This window comes from Streptomyces sp. NPDC048197 (assembly GCF_043202395.1).
GTDB classification, from domain to species: domain Bacteria; phylum Actinomycetota; class Actinomycetes; order Streptomycetales; family Streptomycetaceae; genus Streptomyces; species Streptomyces siderophoricus.
Map to the genome: position 1 here is coordinate 364,536 of NZ_JBIDAJ010000001.1, position 21,132 is coordinate 385,667.

Here is a 21,132-nt window from a genome sequence, read left to right on the forward strand (position 1 = left end):
AGATCCTCGAACTGAAGTCGACCATCAACACCATGGTCGACCAGCTCTCCGCCTTCGCCGACGAGGTCACCCGCGTCGCCCGCGAGGTCGGCACCGAGGGCCAGCTGGGCGGCCGCGCCCAGGTCAGGGGCGTATCGGGGGTCTGGAAGGACCTCACGGAGAGCGTCAACTTCATGGCGGACAACCTCACGTCCCAGGTCCGCAACATCGCCCAGGTCGCCACCGCGGTCGCGGAGGGCGACCTCGGCAAGAAGATCACCGTCGAGGCGAAGGGCGAGATCCTCGAACTGAAGTCGACCATCAACACCATGGTCGACCAGCTCTCCGCCTTCGCCGACGAGGTCACCCGCGTCGCCCGCGAGGTCGGCACCGAAGGCAACCTGGGCGGTCAGGCGCAGGTCAGGGGCGTCTCCGGGGTCTGGAAGGACCTCACCGACAACGTCAACTCGATGGCGCTCAACCTGACCTCCCAGGTCCGCAACATCGCCCAGGTGACCACGGCCGTCGCCAACGGTGACCTGTCCAAGAAGATCGACGTCGACGCCCGCGGCGAGATCCTCGAACTCAAGGACACCGTCAACACCATGGTCAAGCAGCTGCGGGCGTTCGCCGACGAGGTGACCCGGGTGGCCCGCGAGGTCGGCACCGAGGGCCGGCTGGGCGGCCGCGCCCAGGTCCACGGCGTGTCCGGTGTCTGGAAGAACCTCACCGACAACGTCAACTTCATGGCGGACAACCTGACGTCCCAGGTCCGCAACATCGCCCAGGTCGCCACCGCCGTCGCCAAGGGCGACCTGTCCAAGAAGATCGACGTCGACGCCCGCGGCGAGATCCTCGAACTCAAGACGACGATCAACACCATGGTCGACACCCTCTCCTCGTTCTCCTCCGAGGTGACCCGGGTCGCCCGCGAGGTCGGCAGCGAGGGGCAGCTGGGCGGCCAGGCCCGGGTCGAGGGCGTCTACGGCACCTGGAAGCGGCTGACCACCAGCGTCAACGACCTGGCACTGAACCTGACGACGCAGGTGCGCGCGATCGCCGAGGTGGCCAGCGCGGTCACCCAGGGCGACATGTCCGGCTCGATCACCGTGGACGCGCAGGGCGAGGTCGCCGCGCTGAAGAACAACGTCAACCTGATGGTGGCCAACCTCCGCGAGACCACCCGTGCCAAGGACTGGCTGGAGTCCAACCTCGCCCGTATCGCCAGCCTCATGCAGGGCCACCGCGACCTGGTCGAGGTCGCCGACCTGATCCTGCGCGAGCTGACCCCGCTGGTGAACGCGCAGTTCGGCGCGTTCTTCCTGGCCGAGGCGGGCGCCGAGCCGGGCGAGGGCCTGGAGCTGATCGCCGGTTACGGCACCGGCCAGCCCGAGGGCCGGCGCTCCCTGCCGCGGCTGCGTCTGGGCACCCCCGGCTGGGGGCTGATCACCCAGTCCGCCATGGAGAAGAAGCGGATCGTGGTCGACGCCGTGCCGCCCGACTACATCACCATCAGCTCCGGTCTGGGCGCCGCGGCCCCGGCCAGCCTCGTCATCCTGCCGGTCCTCTTCGAGGACCAGGTGCTCGGCGTCATCGAGCTGGCGTCCTTCAGCCGCTTCAGCGATGTCCACCTCGCCTTCATCGACCAGTTCGTGAACACCATCGGGGTGTCCATCAACACCATCATCGCCAACTCCCGTACCGAATCGCTGCTTTCGGAATCCCAGCGGCTCACCGCCGAACTCCGCCAGCGGTCCGACGAGTTGCAGCTCACCAACGCCGAACTGGAGGAGAAGGCCGCACTCCTCGCCACCTCCTCCCAGTACAAGTCCGAATTCCTGGCGAACATGTCGCACGAGCTGCGCACCCCGCTGAATTCCCTGCTGGTGCTCTCCCGGCTCCTCGCCGACAACCCCGAGGGGCGGCTCTCCGCGCAGGAGGTGGAATTCGCGGTCACCATCCACCGGGCCGGCTCCGACCTGCTCCAGCTGATCAACGACATCCTCGACCTGTCGAAGATCGAGGCCGGCCGGATGGACGTGCACCCCAAGCCGCTGCCGCTCATCAAACTCCTCGACTACGTCCGCGCGACCTTCCGGCCGCTCACCGTCGACCGCGGCCTGGCCTTCGACGTCAAGGTCGCCGACGACGTCCCCGAGGAACTGTTCTCCGACGAACAGCGCCTGCAGCAGATCCTCCGCAACCTCCTCTCCAACGCGGTGAAATTCACCTCCACCGGTGGCGTGGAACTCCTCGTGGCACGCGTTTCCGGGCGGCATTTCGAGGAGGAATCGCTGCGCACCGCCGACGATGTCGTCGCGTTCTCCGTCAAGGACACCGGTATCGGCATTCCGCCGGAGAAACTCGGCGGGATCTTCGAGGCGTTCCAGCAGTCCGAGGGCACCACCAACCGCAAATACGGCGGCACCGGCCTCGGCCTGTCCATCAGCCGCGACATGGCGGCGCTGCTCGGCGGCCGGATCACCGCCGAGAGCGAACCCGACGTCGGCTCGACCTTCACCCTCTACGTCCCGGCCCGCTACACCGCACCGCTCCCGCCCCTCGGCCCGGCCGCGTCACCCCGGCCCGTCGACGGCACCGAACCCAGGCCCGACGGCGGGCCCGAGGGCCGTCCCGGCGGCGCGGCGGAGCACCGTCCGGGCGGAGCGGCCGCCCGCGGAACCGGGCTCGCCCCCGTCACCCTGGGCGCACCCGCCGCTCCGACCGTGCCGTCCGCCCCCGCAGCGGGCGGCCAGGGCCCGGCGAAGGGCGACGTCTTCCCCGGCAGGCCCGAGTCGGCCACCCCCCGTACGGTCCCCCGCCCCACCGACGGCGGCGACGTGACCTGGCCCGAGACCACCCGCCTCAAGGACTGGCTGAGCGGCCGCGCCGGCCAGATCCTGATGAACCGCCGGATCCTCATCGTCGACGACGACATCCGCAACGTCTTCGCGCTCACCCACGTACTGGGCCGGGTCGGCATCAATGTGAAATACGCCGAGAACGGCCGCGAGGGCCTTGAAGTTCTCGACCGGACACCGGACGTCTCCCTGGTGCTGATGGACATCATGATGCCGGAAATGGATGGTTACGAGATGATCAAGGCGATCCGACAAGCCCCCCGATTCGCGGACCTGCCGGTCATCGCACTCACCGCGAAGGCCATGCCCGGCGACCGCGAAAAGGCGATCGACAGCGGCGCCAACGATTACATCCCGAAACCGGTGGACGTGGACCGTCTGCTTTCGGTGATCTGCCAACTGCTGGACCCGAATCCGGCCCAGGATTCCGGGGGCTGCGATCCGTACACCGCCGGGGACGAGGCCGGGCAGAGCGGGAAGGCCGGGGAGGTCAAGGGGGTCGGGAAGGCCGGGGAGATCAAGGATGTCGGCAAGGCCGGGGAAATCGGGAAGGCCGGGGAAACCAAGGGGGTCAAGGGGGTCAAGGGGGCCAAGGAGACCGTGGAGACCGGGGAGGCCGACCCGCAGGACGATACGGCGGGACCGGAGTCAGGGCGGCGGTCATGACGACGACACCGGACACCTCATCGAGCATCCTCATCGTGGACGACATGGAGGAGAACCTCGTCGCCCTGGAGGCCGTACTGGGCTCGCTCACCCAGAAAGTCGTCCGCGCCCGCTCCGGCGAAGAAGCCCTCAAGGCAATGCTCCGCGAGGAATTCGCGGTGGTCCTCATCGACGTCCTGATGCCCGGCATGAACGGTTTCGAGACCGCGGCCAACATCAAGGGCCTGGACCAGACGAAGGACGTGCCCATCATTCTGCTCACCGGCGCCTCGGTCGACCCCAATTACGCCTACCGCGGCTACACGGTCGGCGCCGCCGACTTCCTCATCAAGCCCTTCGACCCCTGGCTCCTGCGCACCAAGGTGAACGTCTTCCTGGACCTCCACCGCAAAAACCGCCAACTGGCCGCTCAGGCAGAGCAATTGAAGCGGCTCCTCACGAACGAGAACCGCCCGGGCGCCGCCGAAACCGAACAGGCGGCGGGCGCGTCCACGTCCACCGCCACGTCCACGGAGGCTCGCGGGGCGGAGGAGGCTGGTGCGTCTGCCGATGTACCGGAGAGCGCGGCCGCATCCGCGACGTCCGGGGCATCCAAGGCGCACGGAGAGCCCGGGGCGCACGGGGCGACCGAGGTGCACGGGGAGACCGAGGTGGCCGGCGGCCCTCCTGAAGGCCCCGTCCCCCATCCGACGACACCCACGGCCCCTGCTACCGCCACCACGCCCGCCCCCGGCGATGCGGCCCGTCTGGCGGACATCGCCGGCCAGTTGGCAGACCTGGAGCTCCTGCTGCGCGACGCCTCCTCGGTCGACCGCACCCACCTCGCCGACCGCGTCGCCGAACTGGAAGAGGCAGTCGGCAGACTGCTGGTGAACCGCGAGACGTAACACCGCCCGGCCGGTCGGCCGCCGGACGGTTCGTGGGGGTTACGGGCGGCACAGGGGCGTGACGGACAATCCCTGGGCATGACGAGCGGCCCCTGGGCACGTGAGGGCAGTCCCCGGGCACGTGAGGGCAGTCGCCGGGCATGTGAGGGCAGTCCCCGGGCGTGACGCGTCCTGGTCCGCTAGTCCGTGGGGTACGTCCCGCGCCCGGGCTCCTGCCCCGGCCCGCCCCGGAAGCGGTGCCGTCCTCGCTGCTCCGGCGGCCGGGGGATGTACGGGAGCCCGTCGTCCTGTGTTTCCCTCGTACGGCTCCAGGCGCGGCTCTGCGCCGGCTCAACGCGTGTGAGCTCGCCGCCCGGCTCCCGGGCCGCGTCGAATTCGTCCTCGTCCTGGCCGGTGACCAATATCAGGTCGTGCAGCATCCGCTCCGCCAGATCCGGCTCCAGCTGCACCCCTACCCCCTCGGAGCCCCAGCGCAGCACGAGCTCGGCGGCCCGGGTCAGGCCCTCTTCGGTGGCGGTGGGAAACGCCAGCGCCAAGGATGCCCGCACGATCTCCACCGCACTCTCAGCCTGCATCGACCGCCACCCTCTCCCTGCTTACGGCTCACAAGCCCTACGGCTTACGAGCAATGCACACCACGCACAACCCGACGAGCGCCGCCGGCCGCATGTGGATACGCGTGGTGTCCTGTGCCTGACGCAGGCACTCGTGCCGATCGAGCTTGGAAAACTGCTGGGTACTCATCGTGTCCCGGATGATGACCTCCCAGTGGTCCTGCGCCTTCATCCAGTCATTGCGGTGGGCGATGCGCACAAAGGCGTCCACGAAGGCCTGCTCCGCCAGTGTGCCGTGAAAGTAGTTCCCGAGGTAGTCGATCCGGGACGGCGGCCGGAGTCGCGCACTCCAGGTGCGTCGCTGGAACAGGGTGCTGGTGGAGATCGACTTCACGCTCTGGATGCGGGTCGCGATCACATGACCTGCCACCCCACCGATGACCGCCGGTACGGCCAGCCAGCCGATGACCGAGGCCAGCCACAGCAGGGTGTGGCCCGGGGGATCGATGAGGGTGAACGTCCGGTAGACCTCGCTCGGGCTCGCCGCCCGGGAGGCGAAGACGGACAGCAGGGTGATGCCGACCGCGAAGGGGATCCCCCAGTCGATCACCCACTGAGTGAGCCCAGCCAGTGCCTTCCGGGAACGCCATACCCGCCGCAGCCTCCCCCTCGTGCGTACCGGTGGCAGCGCCAGAGCCGTGGGTATAGGTATCGGATTGCTCACTTGCGCCCCCGTCGTCTCACGGCCCCCGGCCCCCGCACGCGTCCACCCGCCCCGAGTTTAGGCAACGCGAACGTGCCGGGGGACGCTGATCGTCCGCTTGCCCCGGAGCACTGTCAGGGTTCACCTCAGGGTCGGACCAGGGTTGATCACTGATGCTCAACCCGCGGCTGCAGAGGGAGAGTTGTACCAGCAAGAAACGCGAAGCACGACGCAGGACGCGCGGAGCGCGGAGCGCGAAACGCGAAACGCAGAACACGAAATACGGAGCGCGAAGCAAACAGCACGCGACTCGCGACTCGCGCCCCACGCCGCTACCGACCCGTTAGGAGCATCCCGATGGCATACCGGCCCTTCACCCCCGTCGACATCACACGCCGGCTGGTCCCCTCCCTCAATTCCGCCGGCCCGGCCGCCGACCGCCACCGCGTGGGTGCCGCCGTTCCCTCAGGCGATCATGGCGAGTTCGGGGTCCTGGCGGAGCTTGGCCAGAGCGCGGGAGACGGCGCTCTTGACCGTGCCGACCGAGACCTCCATGACCGCGGCGGTCTGGGCCTCGCTCAGGTCCTCGTAATACCTGAGGACGACCATGGCCCGCTGGCGCGGGGGCAGCCGCATCACCGCGCGCCACATCGCATCGCGCAGGCCCTCCAGCTCGGCCGGGTCGGGGGACGGCAGCGGGTCGGGCTCGGGGAGCTCGTCGACGGCGAACTCCTCCACCCTGCGCTTGCGCCACTGCGAGGTACGGGTGTTGATCAGCGCGCGGCGGACGTAACCGTCCAGCGCGCGGTGGTCCTCGATCCGCTCCCAGGCCACATACGTCTTGGCCAGGGCGGTCTGGAGGAGGTCCTCGGCGTCGTTCGGGTTGGCGGACAGGGACCGCGCGGCGCGCAGCAGGACCGGCCCCCGGGCCCGTACGTAGGACGAGAAGCTGGGGAACACAGCGGCGGTCGAAGCGCTGGTGCACACAGGCGTGGTCATGGCTCCCACGCTAGGAGCGAGGGGGGTGCGGGCGGATCGGTCCCAGGTGCCGAAGCGGTCTCCCCCTCAAGTTGTACGGAGACGGCGGGCCCCACCTCCTTTGGGGGGAGGGGACGCGGCGGTCCCCTAGGGGCGACCCGGGGGACTGTCCGTGGAACCGTCCGTGGGACCCGCCGGTGGACTGTCCGCGGGACCAGCCATGGGATCGGCCGTGGGACCGGCCGGTGGACTGTCCGCGGGACCGGCCATGGGGCCGGGCGTGGGGCCGGGCGTGGGGCCTGCCTGGGCGCCGGCTTGGTCGCGGCTGAGGACCAGTCCGGAGGTCGGTACGCCGGTCCCCGCCGTGACCAGCACGTGGGTGGCGTCCGGGGTCTGGTTGGGGGAGGTGCCGCGGAGTTGCCGGACGGCCTCGGCGATGCCGTTCATGCCGTGCAGGTACGCCTCGCCGAGCTGGCCGCCGTGGGTGTTCAGCGGAAGGGCGTCCGCGGCGACGAAGCCGGCCGCCTCGCCCGGCGCGCAGAAGCCGAACTCTTCCAGCTGCATGAGGACGAAGGGGGTGAAGTGGTCGTAGAGGATGGCGACGTCGATGTCGGCGGGGGTCAGCCGTGAGGTGCGCCAGAGCTGGCGGGCCACCACGTTCATCTCCGGCAGCCCGGTCAGGTCGTCGCGGTAGAAGCTGGTCATCTGCTCCTGGGCGCGGCCGGCGCCCTGGGCCGCGGCCGTGATCAGTGCGGGCGGACGGCGCAGGTCACGGGCCCGCTCGGGGGTTGTGACGACGAGGGCCTGGCCGCCATCGGTCTCCTGGCAGCAGTCCAGCAGCCGCAGTGGCTCGGCGATCCAGCGGGAGGCCGCGTGATCGGCGAGGGTGATCGGCCTGCCGTAGAAGTACGCGGCCGGGTTGCGGGCGGCGTGCCGGCGATCCGTGACCGCGACATGACCGAATGCTTCGGAGGTGAGGCCGTAGGTGTGGAGATAGCGCTGGGCCGCCATCGCGACCCAGGAGGCGGGGGTGAGCAGACCGAAGGGGAGGTTCCAGCCGAGCGCCGCGCCCTCGGCGGAGGGCTGCCGTTCCTGTACGCCGGAACCGAAGCGGCGGCCTGAGCGCTCGTTGAACGCCCGGTAGCAGACGACTACTTCGGCGATCCCGGTGGCGACGGCGAGGGCCGCCTGCTGGACGGTGGCGCAGGCCGCGCCCCCGCCATAGTGGACGCGTGAGAAGAAGGTCAGCTCCCCGATGCCCGCTGCTTGCGCGAGGGTGATCTCGGGGGTGGTGTCCATGGTGAAGGTGACCAGACCGTCGACGTCGGCCGGGTCCAGCCCGGCGTCGTCGAGCGCGGCGTGTACCGCCTCGACGGCGAGTTTGAGCTCGCTACGGCCGGAGTCCTTGGAGAACTCCGTCGCGCCGATCCCGGCGATGGCGGCGCGCCCGGAGAGCGCGTCGGGGCGGTGCAGGCTCATACGTCGCCCTCCGGAGAACGGCGGGGCGAGGACGCGCAGGACGCCGCGGCCCCACCCGGAGGGAGGTGGAGGGTCGCTGTGCCGGTGACGTGGTGACCGAGCCCGTTGGTACCGATGATGCGGATCTGGACGGTGGTCTCGGCGGTGGCGGGGGCGGTGGTGTGGTGGGTCTCGGTGACGGCGTCCGTGGGGGTGTCCGTGGAGGCGTCGACCTCGGTGATCGTTCCCGTCAACGTCATGGTGTCGCCCGGGTAGTTGGGAGCGCCGAGCCGTATCGCGAGCTTCTGCAGCACGGCGGTGGGGCCGAAATGGTCGGTGAGGTAGCGGCCCACCAGCCCGTTGGTGGTGAGGATGTTCATGAAGATGTCGGGGGAGCCCTTCGCCTGGGCGAGCTCGGCGTCATGGTGCACGTCCTGGTAGTCGCGGGAGGCGAGGGCACCGGCGACGATCAGCGTGCGGGTGATCGGAATCTCCAGGGCGGGCAGCACGTCCCCGGCCCGGATGTCCGGCGTGCGCTGGTCAGACATGTGCTCATCAGGCATGCGCTCATCAGGTGTGCGCTCGTCAGGTGCGCACTGTTGAGGTGCGCGCTGTCGAGGTGCGCATTGTTCAGGCATCGTCATGCTGCTCCTCCTCCGTCACCGGCTCCGTCACCGGCTCCGTCACCGGCTCGGTCACCCGATTGGTCAGCAAGTCGCCGAGTTCTTCCAGGAGTTCGGCGCCGCAGCCGAGGTGGGCGTCGAGCTGGCGGCCCCAGAGGAAGTGCCGGTGGACGGGGTGGCCGAGGTCCGCGCCGATGCCGCCGTGCAGATGCTGGCCGGTGTGCACCACGCGCCTGCCCGCCTCGGAGGCCCACCAGGCGGCGGTCAGCGCCTGCCCCTCGTACGGCAGCCCCTCGTCGTGGCGCCAGGCCGCCTCGTAGGTGGTGACCCGGATGGCCTCGGTATCCATGTACGCGTCGGCCGCGCGGAGCAGGACCGCCTGGTTGGTGGAGAGCGGGCGGCCGAACTGTTCGCGGGTGGTGGTGTGGGCCACGGTACGCGCCAGCGCGCCGGCACAGACCCCGGCCTGCAGGGCGGCGAAGGCGATGCGAGCGCCCGCCAGCACGTCGTCGTACGGCGTCGGGGGCCGGTCCGCTGCCCCGTCCCCCCGCGGCCCGCCCAGCCGCTCTGTGCGCGTGCCAACGAGCCGCTCGGCCCGCGTCCCGCCCAGCCGCTCCGCCCGCGTTCCGTCGAGCGTGAGACGTCCCGCCGCCCAGGGCGCGGTCATCTCCACCGGCTCGACCCGGGCATCCGCGACGCGCACCAGCCAGAGCGCCCGCTCCGCGTCCGGGACCAGTACGTGGGTGGCGTCCCGCAACCACGGCACAACGGGGATGACTCCACTCAGCCACCCGGTACCACCGTCCACGCTCGCCTGCCCGGAGGGGGACGCGGTGGCGACGTCCGTAGTCGCGGTGACGGCGTCCGTGGTCGCTGGGCGCGCGCCCGTAGACGTTGGGAGGGCGCCCGTAGTCGCTGGGCGGGCGCCCGTAGTCGCTGGGCGGGCGTCCGCAGGCGCGGTGCGGGCGCCGGTAGTGGCGGTGACGGCGTCCCGTGCCGGGAACGGCACGGGGCGTGCCGGGAACGCGCCGGTCGCCACCGCGGTGCCGTCCCGCAGCGCCGGCAGCAGCCGTGCCCGCTGCTCCTCCGTGCCGTGCCGGGCGACGGCCAGCACGCCGTACGCGCAGGTCGCCGCGAGCGGTACCTGCGCTGTGGTGCGGCCCTGCTCCTCCAGGACCAGCGCCAGCCCCAGCAGCCCGATCTCCTCGACGGCCGCCGGCAGTCCGGCCGCGCACAACGCCTTCCAGAGCTCGGCGTCCGAGGCGGTACCGGCCGCCGCGAGCCGGTCGTGCGTCGCGAGGTCGCCGAAGATCCGCGCCGCGAGCTGCTGGGCGGCGGACTGCTCCTCGGTGGGCGTGAAGTCCATCAGCCCTCGGCCCTCCCCGACCCCGCGGAAGACCGGCCGCCGCACGCCTCGACCCCGCGGAAGACCGGCAGCTCCAACTCCTCGTCCACGGAGAGGAATTCCAGCTGCACCGGCATCCCGATCCGCACCTCCTCACAGGGCACGCCGATCACGTTGCTGACCATCCGCACGCCCTCGGCGAGTTCGATGAGCCCCACCGCGTAAGGCGGGTCGAAGGCCGGGAAGGGCGGGTGGTGCATCACCACGTACGAGTAGACGGTGCCGGTGCCGCTCGCCTCGACCGTGTCCCACTCGGGGGAGCCACATGCCTGGCAACCAGGAAGCCAGGGGAAGCGCAGCGTCCGGCATCCGCCGCACCGCTGTATCAGCAGCGTGTGCCGGCTCACGCCTTCCCAGAACCCCGCGTTGTCCCGGTTGATCACCGGCCGCGGCCGCCGCACCTTCACCGGCGCCTGCACCTTCACCGGTGCCTGCGCCTGCGCTGGTGCTTGCATCCGCGCTGGTGCTTGCATCCGCGCTGGTGCCTGCGCCTTCACCAGTGCCTGGGCCTTCGCCGGTGCCTGCGCCAAGGGATTCTGCGTCTGCGTCTGCATCTGCGGTGACGATGGTGGGGCGGATGGTGGGGCGGATGGTGGGGCGGATGGTGGTGCCGCTAGCGATGTCGCTGGTGGTGCCGCTGGTGGTGCCGCTGGCGGTGGCGGTCCCTTCCGACGTGCCGGCGCCGGGGCGTACTTGAGGATCCGGAAGCGGTGCGTCCCCGCCAGTTCCCCGTTCGCCAGGATGTCCATCCGCGTCGTGACGAAGTGGCCGGCCCCCAGCTTGGTGACCTTGCGCTCCGACACGGACTCGATCACCGCGTGGAAGGTGATCCGGTCGCCCGGCCGCAGCGGCCGCAGATACTCCTGCTCGCAGTCGGTCGCCACCACAGCCGTGCAACCGGCGCCGTCGAGCAGCGCGGACAACTCGTCGTACGCCCCCGAGCGGCCCTGATGGCCGGAGAGCCCGCCCATCGTCCACGCCTGGAGCATCGTCGGCGGGGCAATCGCGTCGGGCCCCTCGTACGCCGGGTTGGCGTCCCCCATCGCCTCGCACCAGTGCCGGATCATCGCCGCGTTGACCGGGTCCTTACCGACGCCGGCGGTGGCCGCGGGCCGCCCCTCGTACGCCTTCAGCCGCTCGAACAGGTCCCCGGTGGCCGTCATCGCCGTCCCCTCCGCATCCCCAGCCGCATCGTCGCGACGATCTCCCGCTGGACCTCGCTCACACCGCCCCCGAACGTGTTGATCTGCGCCGCACGGTTCATCCGCTCCAGCTCGCCGTCCCCGTACGCGCCCGGCGAACCGGCCCGCACCAGGGCGGCCTCGCCGACCACCTCCTGGCACATCCGGTAGACCTCGACCGCACTCTCCGTCCCGGCGAACTTGACCCCGCTGGCGTCGCCGGGGCTGAGCGTCCCGGCGCCCACTTCACCGACCAGCCGCCAGTTCAGCAGCCGGGTCGCGGCCAGCCGGGCGTGCACCTCGGCGAGCCGGGACCGCACCCACGGCCGGTCCGCCGGCCGCTCCCCGGTCTGCGGGTCGGCCGTCCGGGCGTGCTCCAGCGCCGCGCGGTACGCGTCCTCGGCCTGCATGCCGATCGCGGCCAACGCCACGCGCTCGTGGTTGAGTTGGTTGGTGATGAGCTGCCAGCCGGCGTTCTCCGCACCGACGAGGTGGCCGGCGGGGACGCGTACGTCGTCGTAGTACGTGGCGGTGGTCCGCAGCCCGCCGACCGTCTCGATCGGCGTCCAGGAGAAGCCCGGCGTATCGGTCGGCACCAGGATGATCGAGATGCCTTTGTGCTTGGGCGCGCCGGGATCGGTACGGCAGGCCAGCCAGATCCAGTCGGCCTGGTGGGCGTTACTGGTGAAGGTCTTGGCCCCGTTGATCAGCCATTGCCCGTCGGCCTCACCACCGACCTCACGACTGCCCTCACCACCCGCCTCGTGACAGGTCCCGCCACCAGCGGGACCGCCGACCTCCTCACCGGCGCCGCCGCCGGTCCCGCCACCAGCAGGACCACCGACCTCACCACCCGCCCCGCCCCCGTTTGCGCCCCCCGGAGGCCCCTCCCGCCCCTCCGTATCAGAGGCCGGCTCGCGCACCGCACGAGTACGGAGCGCCGCGAGGTCGGTCCCGGCCTCCGGCTCCGTATAGCCGATCGCGAAGACGATCTCGCCCCGGAGGATCCGCGGCAGGAAGAACTCCTTCTGCCGCCGCGTGCCGTACTTCATCAGGGTCGGCCCGACGGTGTTGAGGGTGACCATGGAGACCGGAACGCCGGCGCGGTACGCCTCGTCGAAGAAGACGAACTGCTCGTCGGGGCCGCGCCCCTGCCCGCCGTACTCCGTCGGCCAGCCGAGGCCGAGCATGCCGTCGGCACCGATCCGGCGCAGCACCGCACGCTGGGCGGCAGCACCCTCCGGCACCCCGTCCGGCATCACGTCCCTGAAGTACGCGCGGAGTTCGGCGCGCAGGCGTTCCTGGCTCGCGGTGGGGGCGAGGTGCACGTCGACGGCCTCCCCTTCTGTGGCCCGATACCCGGCGGACCCGGACGGCCCGATGTCCCCATGGGCCGATGTCCCCATGGGCCGATAGCCCGAGGTCCCCCTGAGACCTCCTGCCCCCTGATCCCTGGCCCCTGGCCCGGCAGCCCGGCAGCCCGGTGACCCGGTGACCCGTGACGGTCCCCACCGGCACGCACAAGTAAGCGGGTTCCTGACTGTCCGTCAGAAACCCGCTCACTGTCAAGGCCGGCGCGGTGAACCCCGGGCAGCCCATGCCCTCGGTACCGGCCTCGACGCATCACCCCTCGGTCAGCCGCCACTCCCCATACGGCGGCCCCGGGTCAGCCGATGTTGTTCCCGAAGCTCACGGTGGTGTTGTCCTGGTCGATGTCCGTGAAACCGGACCCGTTGACGCTCGCGGTGTTGTTCTGGTTGGAGGCGCCGGCACCGTTGGCAACCTGCTGGCCGTTGGTCGCATTGCCGTGGTTGTCGTCGCCGATGAAGACGCCCCCCTGGCTCGTCGACGCCGCATTCGACCCGTTACTCGCAAAGCCACCGTTATCAGCCTGCGCCACACCGGAAAGGACCGCCGCCGCGAAGGGTAGTGCGGCGGCCACAGCGAGGACGCGGGCAGTACGGGTACTTGCCATGTCAATTCCTCCTACGGAACACAACTTCTGGATCCGACCTGCCGACCGGGCCCGCAGGGCCTGATCACGCCTGGTCAAGTGCAGTAACTCCGCTGTTTCATCGGGCAGTTGGCCGGCCACCACGATGCTTGCCGCGACGTCGCGAACTCAGGCTTGCCCACGAATCCCCAGCGAACCCGCCACGAAGGCCCGATTCCCCCGCAAGCATGAGGAACCCCGGGTAAACCCCCGCTGCCTCACGTCGCCCCACCCCCACCCCACGACGGGGACACAGCCCACCGACACCCCCCGCCCCCGCGGGGATGAGCGCCCCCCACCCGCCCCGCCAAGCCACCCGGCGCACGGGCCCTCCCCCGCGCGCCCCCTTCCCTTCATCGAACATTCGTACGAAAATAACGTCATGGCACCCCTGCACCTACGCCATACCGAGCCACCGGCCGACGGACGGAGGCACGCAGCACCGGCCAACGGGCGATGGCTAGCGTCACCGACCGACGGGCGGCGGCAGGAGTCACCGGCCAACGCACGATGGCACGAGTCACCGGCCGACGCCCCGTCGCGCCCACCCGCCGACAAACGGTGGTCACCATCGACCGCGCCCCCCTCGCGCCCACCGACCACCGCGCCCACCCACCCAGCACCGGCCGACCGCCCCACCACCGACCACCCCACGACCAGCGAGCAAACGGCCGACGATCCGACGACTAGCGAGCCGAGGGCTGGCGAGCCGACGCCCAGCGAGCCCACGGCCAGCAAGCCGACGACCGGCGAACCCACAGCCAGCAAGCCGACGACCGGCGAGCCCACAGCCAGCAAGCCCACGACCAGCGCCCCGACAGCCAGCGAGCAAACGGCCGGCGATCCGACAGCCACCCACCCCACCGCCGCCGAGCCAACACCCGGCCACAGCTCCCCCACCGACCACCCCCCGCCGCCCTCCGACAGGGATGACAGGAGAGCCACCCCCAGGAGAGCCACCCACACGCTGACCCCGCCCCCCGACGCCCACACCGCCGCCCTGGCCGAAGCGCTGATGGCCGCCGAGCGCGGCTATCCCGTCATCCCGCTCACCCGCGCCAAGCTGCCCGCCCTGCGGTCCCCGCACCGTGGCCACCCCGAGGTCCCGCCCTGCCACGGCGGCTGCGGCCGGCTCGGGCACGGTGTGCACGACGCAAGCACCGACCCGTTCACCATCCGCCGCATGTTCGCCGCCGCCCCCTGGGCCACCGGCTACGGCATCGCCTGTGGGCTGCCGCCGCACCACCTCATAGGTCTCGACCTCGACACCAAAAACGGCGCCGACGGCCTCACCGCCCTGCTGTTCCTCGCCGAGGCGCACGACTTCCCGGTCCCGCCGACGATCATGGTCCGCACTCCCAGCGGCGGCCGGCACGTCTGGTTCACCGGCCCGCCGTCCCGGCCCGTCCCGAACTCGGTCGGCCGCCTCGCCCCCGGTATAGACGTCCGCGGCGCGGGCGGCTATCTGGTCGGCCCCGGCTCACTCACCGCCCACGGCCGCTATGTCCTCGCACCGAACGCCCCGGCCCGCCCGGCCCCCGTCCCCGGCGCCCTGCTCACGCTGCTCACGGACCCGCCCACGCCCACCCGGCGCGCCTCCCCACAGCACGCCGGTGCCGGCCACGAGCCACCGCCCGGCGTCCCGCCCCAGCCCGCCGCGGCGCTCGTACGCTTCGTGCGCTCCTCCCCGGTCGGCCAGCGCAACGCCCGGCTCTTCTGGGCCGCCTGCCGCGCCTACGAGGACGGCCTCGGCCCGGAGCTCGCCGCCCGCCTGACCGAGGCCGCCTGCCACACCGCCCCCCTCGAACACGAGGCCCGCGCCACCATCACCTCAGCATCCCGCCAGCACTAACAGACCCCTCCCAGGCCCCCCTGCACCCCACCCTCCCCACCAACACACTGCTCCCCGCCGACACACTGCCCTCCCCCACAACACACACCCTGCCAAATCCCGCGCCAAATCCCGCGCTAATCCAGCGCTAATCCAGCGCTAAATCCCGCGGTCCGACTTCCTCCTCCCCTCGATCAAAAAGCGCGTCGTATGCGCCACGAACGAGCCCTCCCGCCGGATCTCCTCATCCAACTCCCGCAGCCGGTCCTGGTATTGCTCCACACTGAACCCAGGCACCATCCACACCACCTTCCGCAGGAAATAGACAACCGCCCCGATGTCGAAGAACTCGGTCCGCAACGACTCGGCCCGTAGATCAACCACCTCAAGCCCGGCCGCCTCCGCCGCCCGCCGCGCATCCTCGGGGTGCCGCGCCCGCCGTACTTCTTCAGGCTGCGGCCCGAGGAAGTACTCCACCAGCTCGAACACACTGGCCGGCCCCACCTGTTGGGAGAAATACGTCCCCCCGGGCCGCAGCACCCGGGCGATCTCCTCCCACCACACGGTCACCGGATGGCGGCTCGTCACAAGATCGAAGGCCGCATCGGCGAACGGCAGCGGCGGCTCGTCCGCATCGGCCACCACCACCGCACCGAGCGGATGCAGCAGCGCGGTGGCCTTCGCGACGTTCGGCGGCCAGGACTCCGTGGCCGCCATCACCGGCGGCAACTTCGGCACCCCGGCCAGCACCTCTCCACCCCCCGTCTGGATGTCCAGCGCCGCCCCCACCCGCGCCAACCGCTCCCCCATCGCCCGCTGATACCCCCAAGAGGGCCGCTCCTCCGTAGCCCTCCCCTCCAACCACGAAAAATCCCACCCCTCCACCGAAACGGCCTCCGCCTCGGCAACCAATTCCTCAAACTCCCGCATACGACTCATAACCCCACACTTCCCCCGACCAGCCCCACCCCGCCACCCATTTATCCCTAGCCCCAGCGCGTCCCCCTATCCGGTTGCTCTCCTGCAGCGGCCGGTACCCGAAGTCTCCACGGGGGCCGCACAGCAGATGACGAGATGCGAGCACGGCTCAAGTCCTCCATCTCCCAAGGCCGTTGCCGGCTTGGGACGTCCGTGCGGTGGCTAGGGTTTGGCCCATGAGCCGAGGGAACTGGAGCGCCAAGGACATCCGGAAAGCGCGCGAGCTGGACGTGCTGCCGTCGGAGAACGATGCCTGCCCCTGTGGTTGCGTGAGCAGCAGTCCCGGTTCTCGACATGGGTGCGGGAGGTCAGCGGCCTGTGGGACTTCTCCCCCGAGTCATTGGATCTCCTGGAGGAGGCGCTGCGGGAGAGGTTCCCCTCGGAGGAAGCGTTCCGATAGCAGGAGAGCAAGGCGTTCCTGCAGGTCGCTGCCTGGTATCTCGGCGAGGTGCACAACTACTACCGAGGCACACACTGGCAGATGCACCCGACGGCGCTCAGCAGCCTCCGCTCGGTACTGCTGGAACCGTACGAGCGTCCATACCCGGACCAGACGCTACGCAGCGGACTGGACGCCTACGAGACCAAGACAGAGTCAAAGACAGGCTGACGCACTTCCGGTCCACGTTGGTCCGCATCTGGTCCACACAAGCTGATCCCCACCGGGACGGACGCACTGCAGGACGCGACACCTGAAACACCGAAGGGGCACCCGATCTACTCGGGCACCCCTTCTGACCAGCTAAGACGCTGACCTCTGCGGAGGCTGTGGGATTTGAACCCACGGTGACGTTGCCGCCACGACAGTTTTCAAGACTGTTCCCTTAGGCCGCTCGGGCAAGCCTCCCCGCGGCGCCGGCGCGTGGGAGCGCGGGTGCCGCGGGATCAGATTAGCGCGTCACTTGTCGCCCGTGCGCTGCCCCAGGGTGACTTTGGCCGTGTGCTCCTTGCCGGCGCGCTTGTAGGTCAGGGTGACCTGGTCGCCGGGCTTGTGCTGCCAGATTTCGCTGATGAGGGTGGGGCCGCTGTCGATGACCGTGTCGTCGAGCTTGGTGATCGTGTCGCCGGGCTGCAGGCCGGCCTTGTCGGCCGGGCCGTTCGGGGTGACCGCGTCGGAGCCGTTGTTGCCCGTCTGGGCGATGGTCGCGCCGTCGCCGGTGTCCCGCATGCCGACCTGGACGCCGATCTGCGGATAGACCGGCTTGCCGGTCTTGATCAGGTCCTGGGCCACCCGCTTGGCCTGGTCGATGGGGATCGCGAAGCCCAGCCCGATGCTGCCGGACTGGCCGGACTCGCCACCCAGGCCGCCGCCGTTGCCGGCCGACTGGATCGCGGAGTTGATGCCGATGACGTTGCCGCCGGCGTCCATCAGGGGGCCGCCGGAGTTACCCGGGTTTATCGACGCGTCCGTCTGGAGGGCGCTCATGTACGACGCCTGGCTGCCGCCGCCGTCGCTGGACGCCACCGGCCGGTCCTTGGCGCTGATGATGCCGGTGGTGACCGTGCCGGACAGGCCGAAGGGCGCACCGATCGCGATCGTGGCATCGCCGACCTGCACGTTGGACGACTTGCCCAGTGGGAGCGGGTTGAGGGTGGCGTCACCCGGGTTCTTGAGCTTGATCACGGCGACGTCGTAGCCCTGGGCGTGGCCGACGACCTCGGCGTCGTACTTCTTGCCGTTGGAGAACGTCGCGGTGAGCTTGCCGCCGTCGGCCGCACTGGCGACGACGTGGTTGTTGGTGAGGATGTGGCCCTGCTTGTCGTAGACGAAGCCGGTGCCGGTGCCGCCCTCACCGGTGGCGCCCTGCGCCTCGATCGTGACGACGCTCGGCAGCGCGCGCTGCGCTATCCCGGAGACCGAGGTGGGCTTGCGGTTCAGCGCGCCGGCGTCACCGGGCGCGGAAACCGTCGTCGAGGCGGTGTCGTCGCGGCCCGCGGCCCAGTAGCCGATGCCGCCGCCGACTCCGCCGGCGACCAGCGCGGCCACCAGGACCGCGGCGATCAGCCCGCCGGTGCGCCGCTTGGGAGCCGGGGTACCGGTACCGGCCCCTGCCCACGGGTCGCCGCCACCGCCGTACGGGGGCCCGCCCCAGCCGCCGCCGGACGAACCGTGTCCGGCCGCGGCATACGGGGGGAGCTGCGCGGTGGGCTCGCCACCCGGGTAGCCGGGTGACCCGGGCTCCGTGGGCTCACCACCCGGGTATCCCGACTGGGACGCCTGGTGCGGCTGGGGCGACTGGGGCGCCTCGTATGGCTGCTGCGGGTGGCCGGGGCCGCCCGCAGCGGCGACGGTCGGGGCGAAGTCCGGCGGCGGGGGCGCCGCAGGGGGAGTCGCGGGCGCGGGCGGCAGGGCGTCGGGAGTCTGGGCGCCGGAGGCGGACGCGGCAGCGCTGTCCGGCTGCGCCCCGGTCGGCGGCCTGGCCTCCGACGGGACGGCTCCCTCGTTCTCGGTGCTCACAGCTCTCTCCTCAGCTTCACGGCCTTACGGTCCCGGCCGGGCCCGGCGGCCCGTATGGGGGTCTTACGGTCCGGCCGGGCCTCACGGTCCGACCGGGTGGTGATGAGTGTTGACAGTGACACGGAGTGCGTCCCCGCGGCGCCCGGGAGCGCGTACCGGACGGCATCTCCGAGTACTACTGCCTACTCCTGCCTACTCCTGCCTCCGGTTGGTGGCTCGGCTACCCACTTCGCGGCTCGCCAGTACGCCCGGCGCGCCGTTCCGTGCTCCAGTACTCCCAGCGCTCCTAGTACTCCCAGCACTCCCACGTACTCCCAGCACTCCCGGTTCTCCGCTGCTCCAGTCCTCCCGGACTCCGTTCTCGGCTGCTCCAGTGCTCGGGCAGTCCGAGACCCCAGGATTCAGGATCCCGGCGGTCTCGGCGAGTCCCGGGCCGCCGGACCGGTCCGTCGGCCGAGGCCGCGCGGTGGGTCCGCGGGTCCCTGGCCGGCGGTACGGGCCGGGCGATACGGGCGAAGCTCCGTCCCAGCCTTTCCCACCGCGCGTCAGAGCGCCGTAAGCCGAGGCTGTGACTGTGCTCTCATCCTTTATGCCGGACAAAACGGGCGCATCCGTTGTTCCGCACGTTGGGGTACGACCGCCCTACGCGCCAGGGCCCGCGGCGGGGCCCACAGCGGTCTCCTGTGGCGGGGCCCACAGGACTCCAGTGACGAAGACCGCAGCGAAGATCGCAGCGCCGCCCCCCAAGGCCCCGCGAAGACCGAAGGGGCCCGGTCCCGCGCCCCCCGGGGTCCGCCCGGTCCCCCCGGCACCGGCGAGTGGCACGATAACGCGGTGAGCTACGCACGCCCCGCCCAGGACCGCCACCCGGATCGCCCCGCCATGTCCGTAGTGGCCCATCGAGGCGCCTCGGAGGACGCCCCGGAGCACACCCTGGCCGCGTACCGCAAGGCGATCGAGGACGGGGCGGACGCCCTGGAGTGCGATGTCCGGCTGACCGCGGACGGCCATCTGGTCTGCGTGCACGACCGGCGGGTGAACCGCACCTCCAACGGGCGCGGCGCGGTCTCCGCCCTCGAACTCGCCGATCTCGCCTCCCTCGACTTCGGCTCCTGGAAGGAGGAGGCGCTTGGCAGTGGGGCACTCGGTAGCGGGGCGCTCAGCAGCGGGGCATTCGGGGCGGAGGCGCCGGACCGCCAGGGCGGGGTGTTCGGGCGCGAGGCGCCGGACCGGCAGAACGAGGATCCCGAGCGGACGTCCGTGCTGACGCTGGAGCGGCTGCTGGAGCTGGTGGCCGACGCGGACCGCCGGGTCGAGCTGGCCATCGAGACCAAACATCCGACGCGTTGGGCCGGACAGGTGGAAGAGCGACTGGTCGAGCTGCTGGGCCGGTTCGGCTACACGAAACCGGGCGTGAGCGCCGACCAGCCGTCTCCGGTCCGGGTGATGAGTTTCTCCGCCCGTTCGCTGCACCGCGTCCGGACCGCGGCACCCGCCATCCCCGTCGTCTACCTGATGCAATTCCTCACCCCCCGCTACCGCGACGGCCGGTTGCCGGCGGGCGTGGGCATCGCGGGGCCCGGTATCCGGATCCTCCGGGCACATCCCGAATACGTCGCAAAGGCGCATCGAGCGGGCAATCAGGTGCATGTGTGGACGGTCAACGAACCCGATGATGTCGTGCTGTGCCAGGAATTGGGCGTCGATGCGGTGATCACAAATCGCCCCAAGCAGGTACGAATGCAACTCGGCCTTGGCTAAAGCCCCTCACAGGGTGTGCACCGGCGCATTCGGCCGGTATCCGATGCCGGTTTGTGCGTCACTGCGTGCCGAGTGGCCGGTTTCCGGTCCAGTCCATTGGGGCATTCATCCCGTGGCGTGGGGCAAAGGAGGTCTCGGGGGTGGCGTTGGTGGTGGCACAAGAGGTGCCGACGTCGTCGATCATGGCCGTACCCCATGGCCCGGTGGGCGTGGGCATGGCCAGGCGGCGCATGCGTGAAGAGCTGTTGGCAAGCGGAGTTCAGGACACGGTCGTCGATGACGCGGTCCTAATCCTTTCGGAGTTGCTGAGCAATTCCTGCCGGCATGCCCGTCCGATCGACGAACCCGGCCCGGCGGGCCCGGCGGCTCGGAACGGCTCGCGGGTGGGGGCCGCAGCGTCCGTGCGGGCGTCCTGGCAGATCGACGGACAGGGCCGGCTGACGGTTGCGGTCACGGACGGCGGCGGGCCGACCCGACCGCGCCCGGCGACCCCTTCCGTCACGGCGCACGGCGGCCGGGGACTGGCGATCATCCGCTCGCTCGCCAAGGACTGGGGCGTACGCGACAGCGCCCCGGGGGAGGTCACGGTCTGGGCGGTGCTCTCTCTTCAGGGCGCGTTCGCTACGCGCGTGGATCTGATGCCCGATCCGACGGCCGCCGCGATGACCGACCCGGTCGCCGGGCTGCCGACCTCACTCGCACCCAGCGGCCGGCCGCTGAACCCGACCGCCTTCCTGGACATCGAGGACTTGGCGTAGGGGCCGAGGTCTCGGCGTACTCGCACACGGCTTGGCATAGGGTCCCAGGACTTGACGT

Annotated in this window: 16 protein-coding genes and 1 tRNA gene; 5 read left to right on the forward strand and 12 right to left on the reverse strand. The window is 70.9% G+C overall.

All coding sequences use genetic code 11. The features are described from left to right. Window positions 1-3,506 (forward strand): HAMP domain-containing protein (locus ACGF4C_RS01655; RefSeq protein WP_393562398.1); only part of this gene is annotated, 3,506 nt, incomplete at its 5' end. Beyond that, the gene (locus ACGF4C_RS01660; protein ID WP_393562399.1) at window positions 3,503-4,393 is read left to right on the forward strand and encodes a two-component system response regulator; all 891 of its coding nucleotides are present in this window, start codon (window positions 3,503-3,505) and stop codon (window positions 4,391-4,393) included. The genes ACGF4C_RS01655 and ACGF4C_RS01660, both read left to right, overlap by 4 nt. Before the next feature lie 179 nt (window positions 4,394-4,572). Here ACGF4C_RS01660 and ACGF4C_RS01665 read toward each other — a convergent pair whose 3' ends face one another. From ACGF4C_RS01665 to ACGF4C_RS01705, 9 genes are all read right to left on the reverse strand, one after another. Beyond that, on the reverse strand, window positions 4,573-4,968 hold the full coding sequence (locus tag ACGF4C_RS01665) for a hypothetical protein (protein ID WP_393562400.1): 396 nt from the start codon (window positions 4,966-4,968) through the stop codon (window positions 4,573-4,575). Between the two features lie 37 nt (window positions 4,969-5,005). After that, window positions 5,006-5,557, reverse strand: a complete 552-nt coding sequence (locus ACGF4C_RS01670) for a DUF6313 family protein (RefSeq protein ID WP_393562401.1) — start codon at window positions 5,555-5,557, stop codon at window positions 5,006-5,008. Window positions 5,558-6,115: 558 nt separating this feature from the next. Further along, window positions 6,116-6,649 carry a SigE family RNA polymerase sigma factor gene (locus ACGF4C_RS01675; protein ID WP_393562403.1) on the reverse strand — a complete coding sequence of 178 codons (534 nt, stop codon included), beginning with the start codon at window positions 6,647-6,649 and terminating at the stop codon, window positions 6,116-6,118. Between the two features lie 126 nt (window positions 6,650-6,775). Further along, entirely contained in the window at window positions 6,776-8,107 is a 1,332-nt protein-coding gene (locus tag ACGF4C_RS01680) for a lipid-transfer protein (RefSeq protein WP_393562404.1), read from the reverse strand. Beyond that, entirely contained in the window at window positions 8,104-8,634 is a 531-nt protein-coding gene (locus ACGF4C_RS01685) for a MaoC family dehydratase (RefSeq protein WP_393562406.1), read from the reverse strand. Before ACGF4C_RS01685 ends, ACGF4C_RS01680 begins: the two co-directional genes overlap by 4 nt. Before the next feature lie 82 nt (window positions 8,635-8,716). Continuing rightward, complete coding sequence (locus tag ACGF4C_RS01690; protein WP_393562407.1) at window positions 8,717-10,075, reverse strand: acyl-CoA dehydrogenase family protein; 1,359 nt, start codon at window positions 10,073-10,075, stop codon at window positions 8,717-8,719. Beyond that, the gene (locus ACGF4C_RS01695; protein ID WP_393562408.1) at window positions 10,075-11,277 is read right to left on the reverse strand and encodes an OB-fold domain-containing protein; all 1,203 of its coding nucleotides are present in this window, start codon (window positions 11,275-11,277) and stop codon (window positions 10,075-10,077) included. The genes ACGF4C_RS01690 and ACGF4C_RS01695 overlap by 1 nt, the downstream gene beginning before the upstream one ends. Next, complete coding sequence (locus tag ACGF4C_RS01700; RefSeq protein WP_393562410.1) at window positions 11,274-12,623, reverse strand: acyl-CoA dehydrogenase family protein; 1,350 nt, start codon at window positions 12,621-12,623, stop codon at window positions 11,274-11,276. The genes ACGF4C_RS01695 and ACGF4C_RS01700 overlap by 4 nt, the downstream gene beginning before the upstream one ends. Before the next feature lie 338 nt (window positions 12,624-12,961). After that, on the reverse strand, window positions 12,962-13,270 hold the full coding sequence (locus ACGF4C_RS01705) for a hypothetical protein (protein ID WP_393562411.1): 309 nt from the start codon (window positions 13,268-13,270) through the stop codon (window positions 12,962-12,964). 1,033 nt (window positions 13,271-14,303) lie between these two features. On the opposite strand from ACGF4C_RS01705, the gene ACGF4C_RS01710 reads away from it, so the two are divergent. Beyond that, window positions 14,304-15,140 carry a bifunctional DNA primase/polymerase gene (locus tag ACGF4C_RS01710; RefSeq protein WP_393562413.1) on the forward strand — a complete coding sequence of 279 codons (837 nt, stop codon included), beginning with the start codon at window positions 14,304-14,306 and terminating at the stop codon, window positions 15,138-15,140. A 138-nt stretch (window positions 15,141-15,278) separates the two neighbouring features. Here the strand turns inward: ACGF4C_RS01710 and ACGF4C_RS01715 are convergent, their stop codons facing one another. From ACGF4C_RS01715 to ACGF4C_RS01725, 3 genes are all read right to left on the reverse strand, one after another. Then, entirely contained in the window at window positions 15,279-16,058 is a 780-nt protein-coding gene (locus tag ACGF4C_RS01715; protein WP_393562415.1) for a class I SAM-dependent methyltransferase, read from the reverse strand. Window positions 16,059-16,857: 799 nt separating this feature from the next. After that, window positions 16,858-16,944 (reverse strand) — tRNA-Ser (locus ACGF4C_RS01720). 51 nt (window positions 16,945-16,995) lie between these two features. Then, the gene (locus tag ACGF4C_RS01725) at window positions 16,996-18,555 is read right to left on the reverse strand and encodes a S1C family serine protease (protein ID WP_393562416.1); all 1,560 of its coding nucleotides are present in this window, start codon (window positions 18,553-18,555) and stop codon (window positions 16,996-16,998) included. An 834-nt stretch (window positions 18,556-19,389) separates the two neighbouring features. On the opposite strand from ACGF4C_RS01725, the gene ACGF4C_RS01730 reads away from it, so the two are divergent. Together ACGF4C_RS01730 and ACGF4C_RS01735 are read left to right on the forward strand one after the other, a co-directional pair. Next, a complete protein-coding gene (locus ACGF4C_RS01730; protein ID WP_393562418.1) occupies window positions 19,390-20,316 on the forward strand; it encodes a glycerophosphodiester phosphodiesterase in 927 nt (308 codons plus the stop codon). A 53-nt stretch (window positions 20,317-20,369) separates the two neighbouring features. Beyond that, window positions 20,370-21,074, forward strand: coding sequence for an ATP-binding protein (locus tag ACGF4C_RS01735; RefSeq protein ID WP_393562420.1), 705 nt, complete (start codon window positions 20,370-20,372; stop codon window positions 21,072-21,074). The last annotated feature ends 58 nt before the right edge of the window (window positions 21,075-21,132 follow it).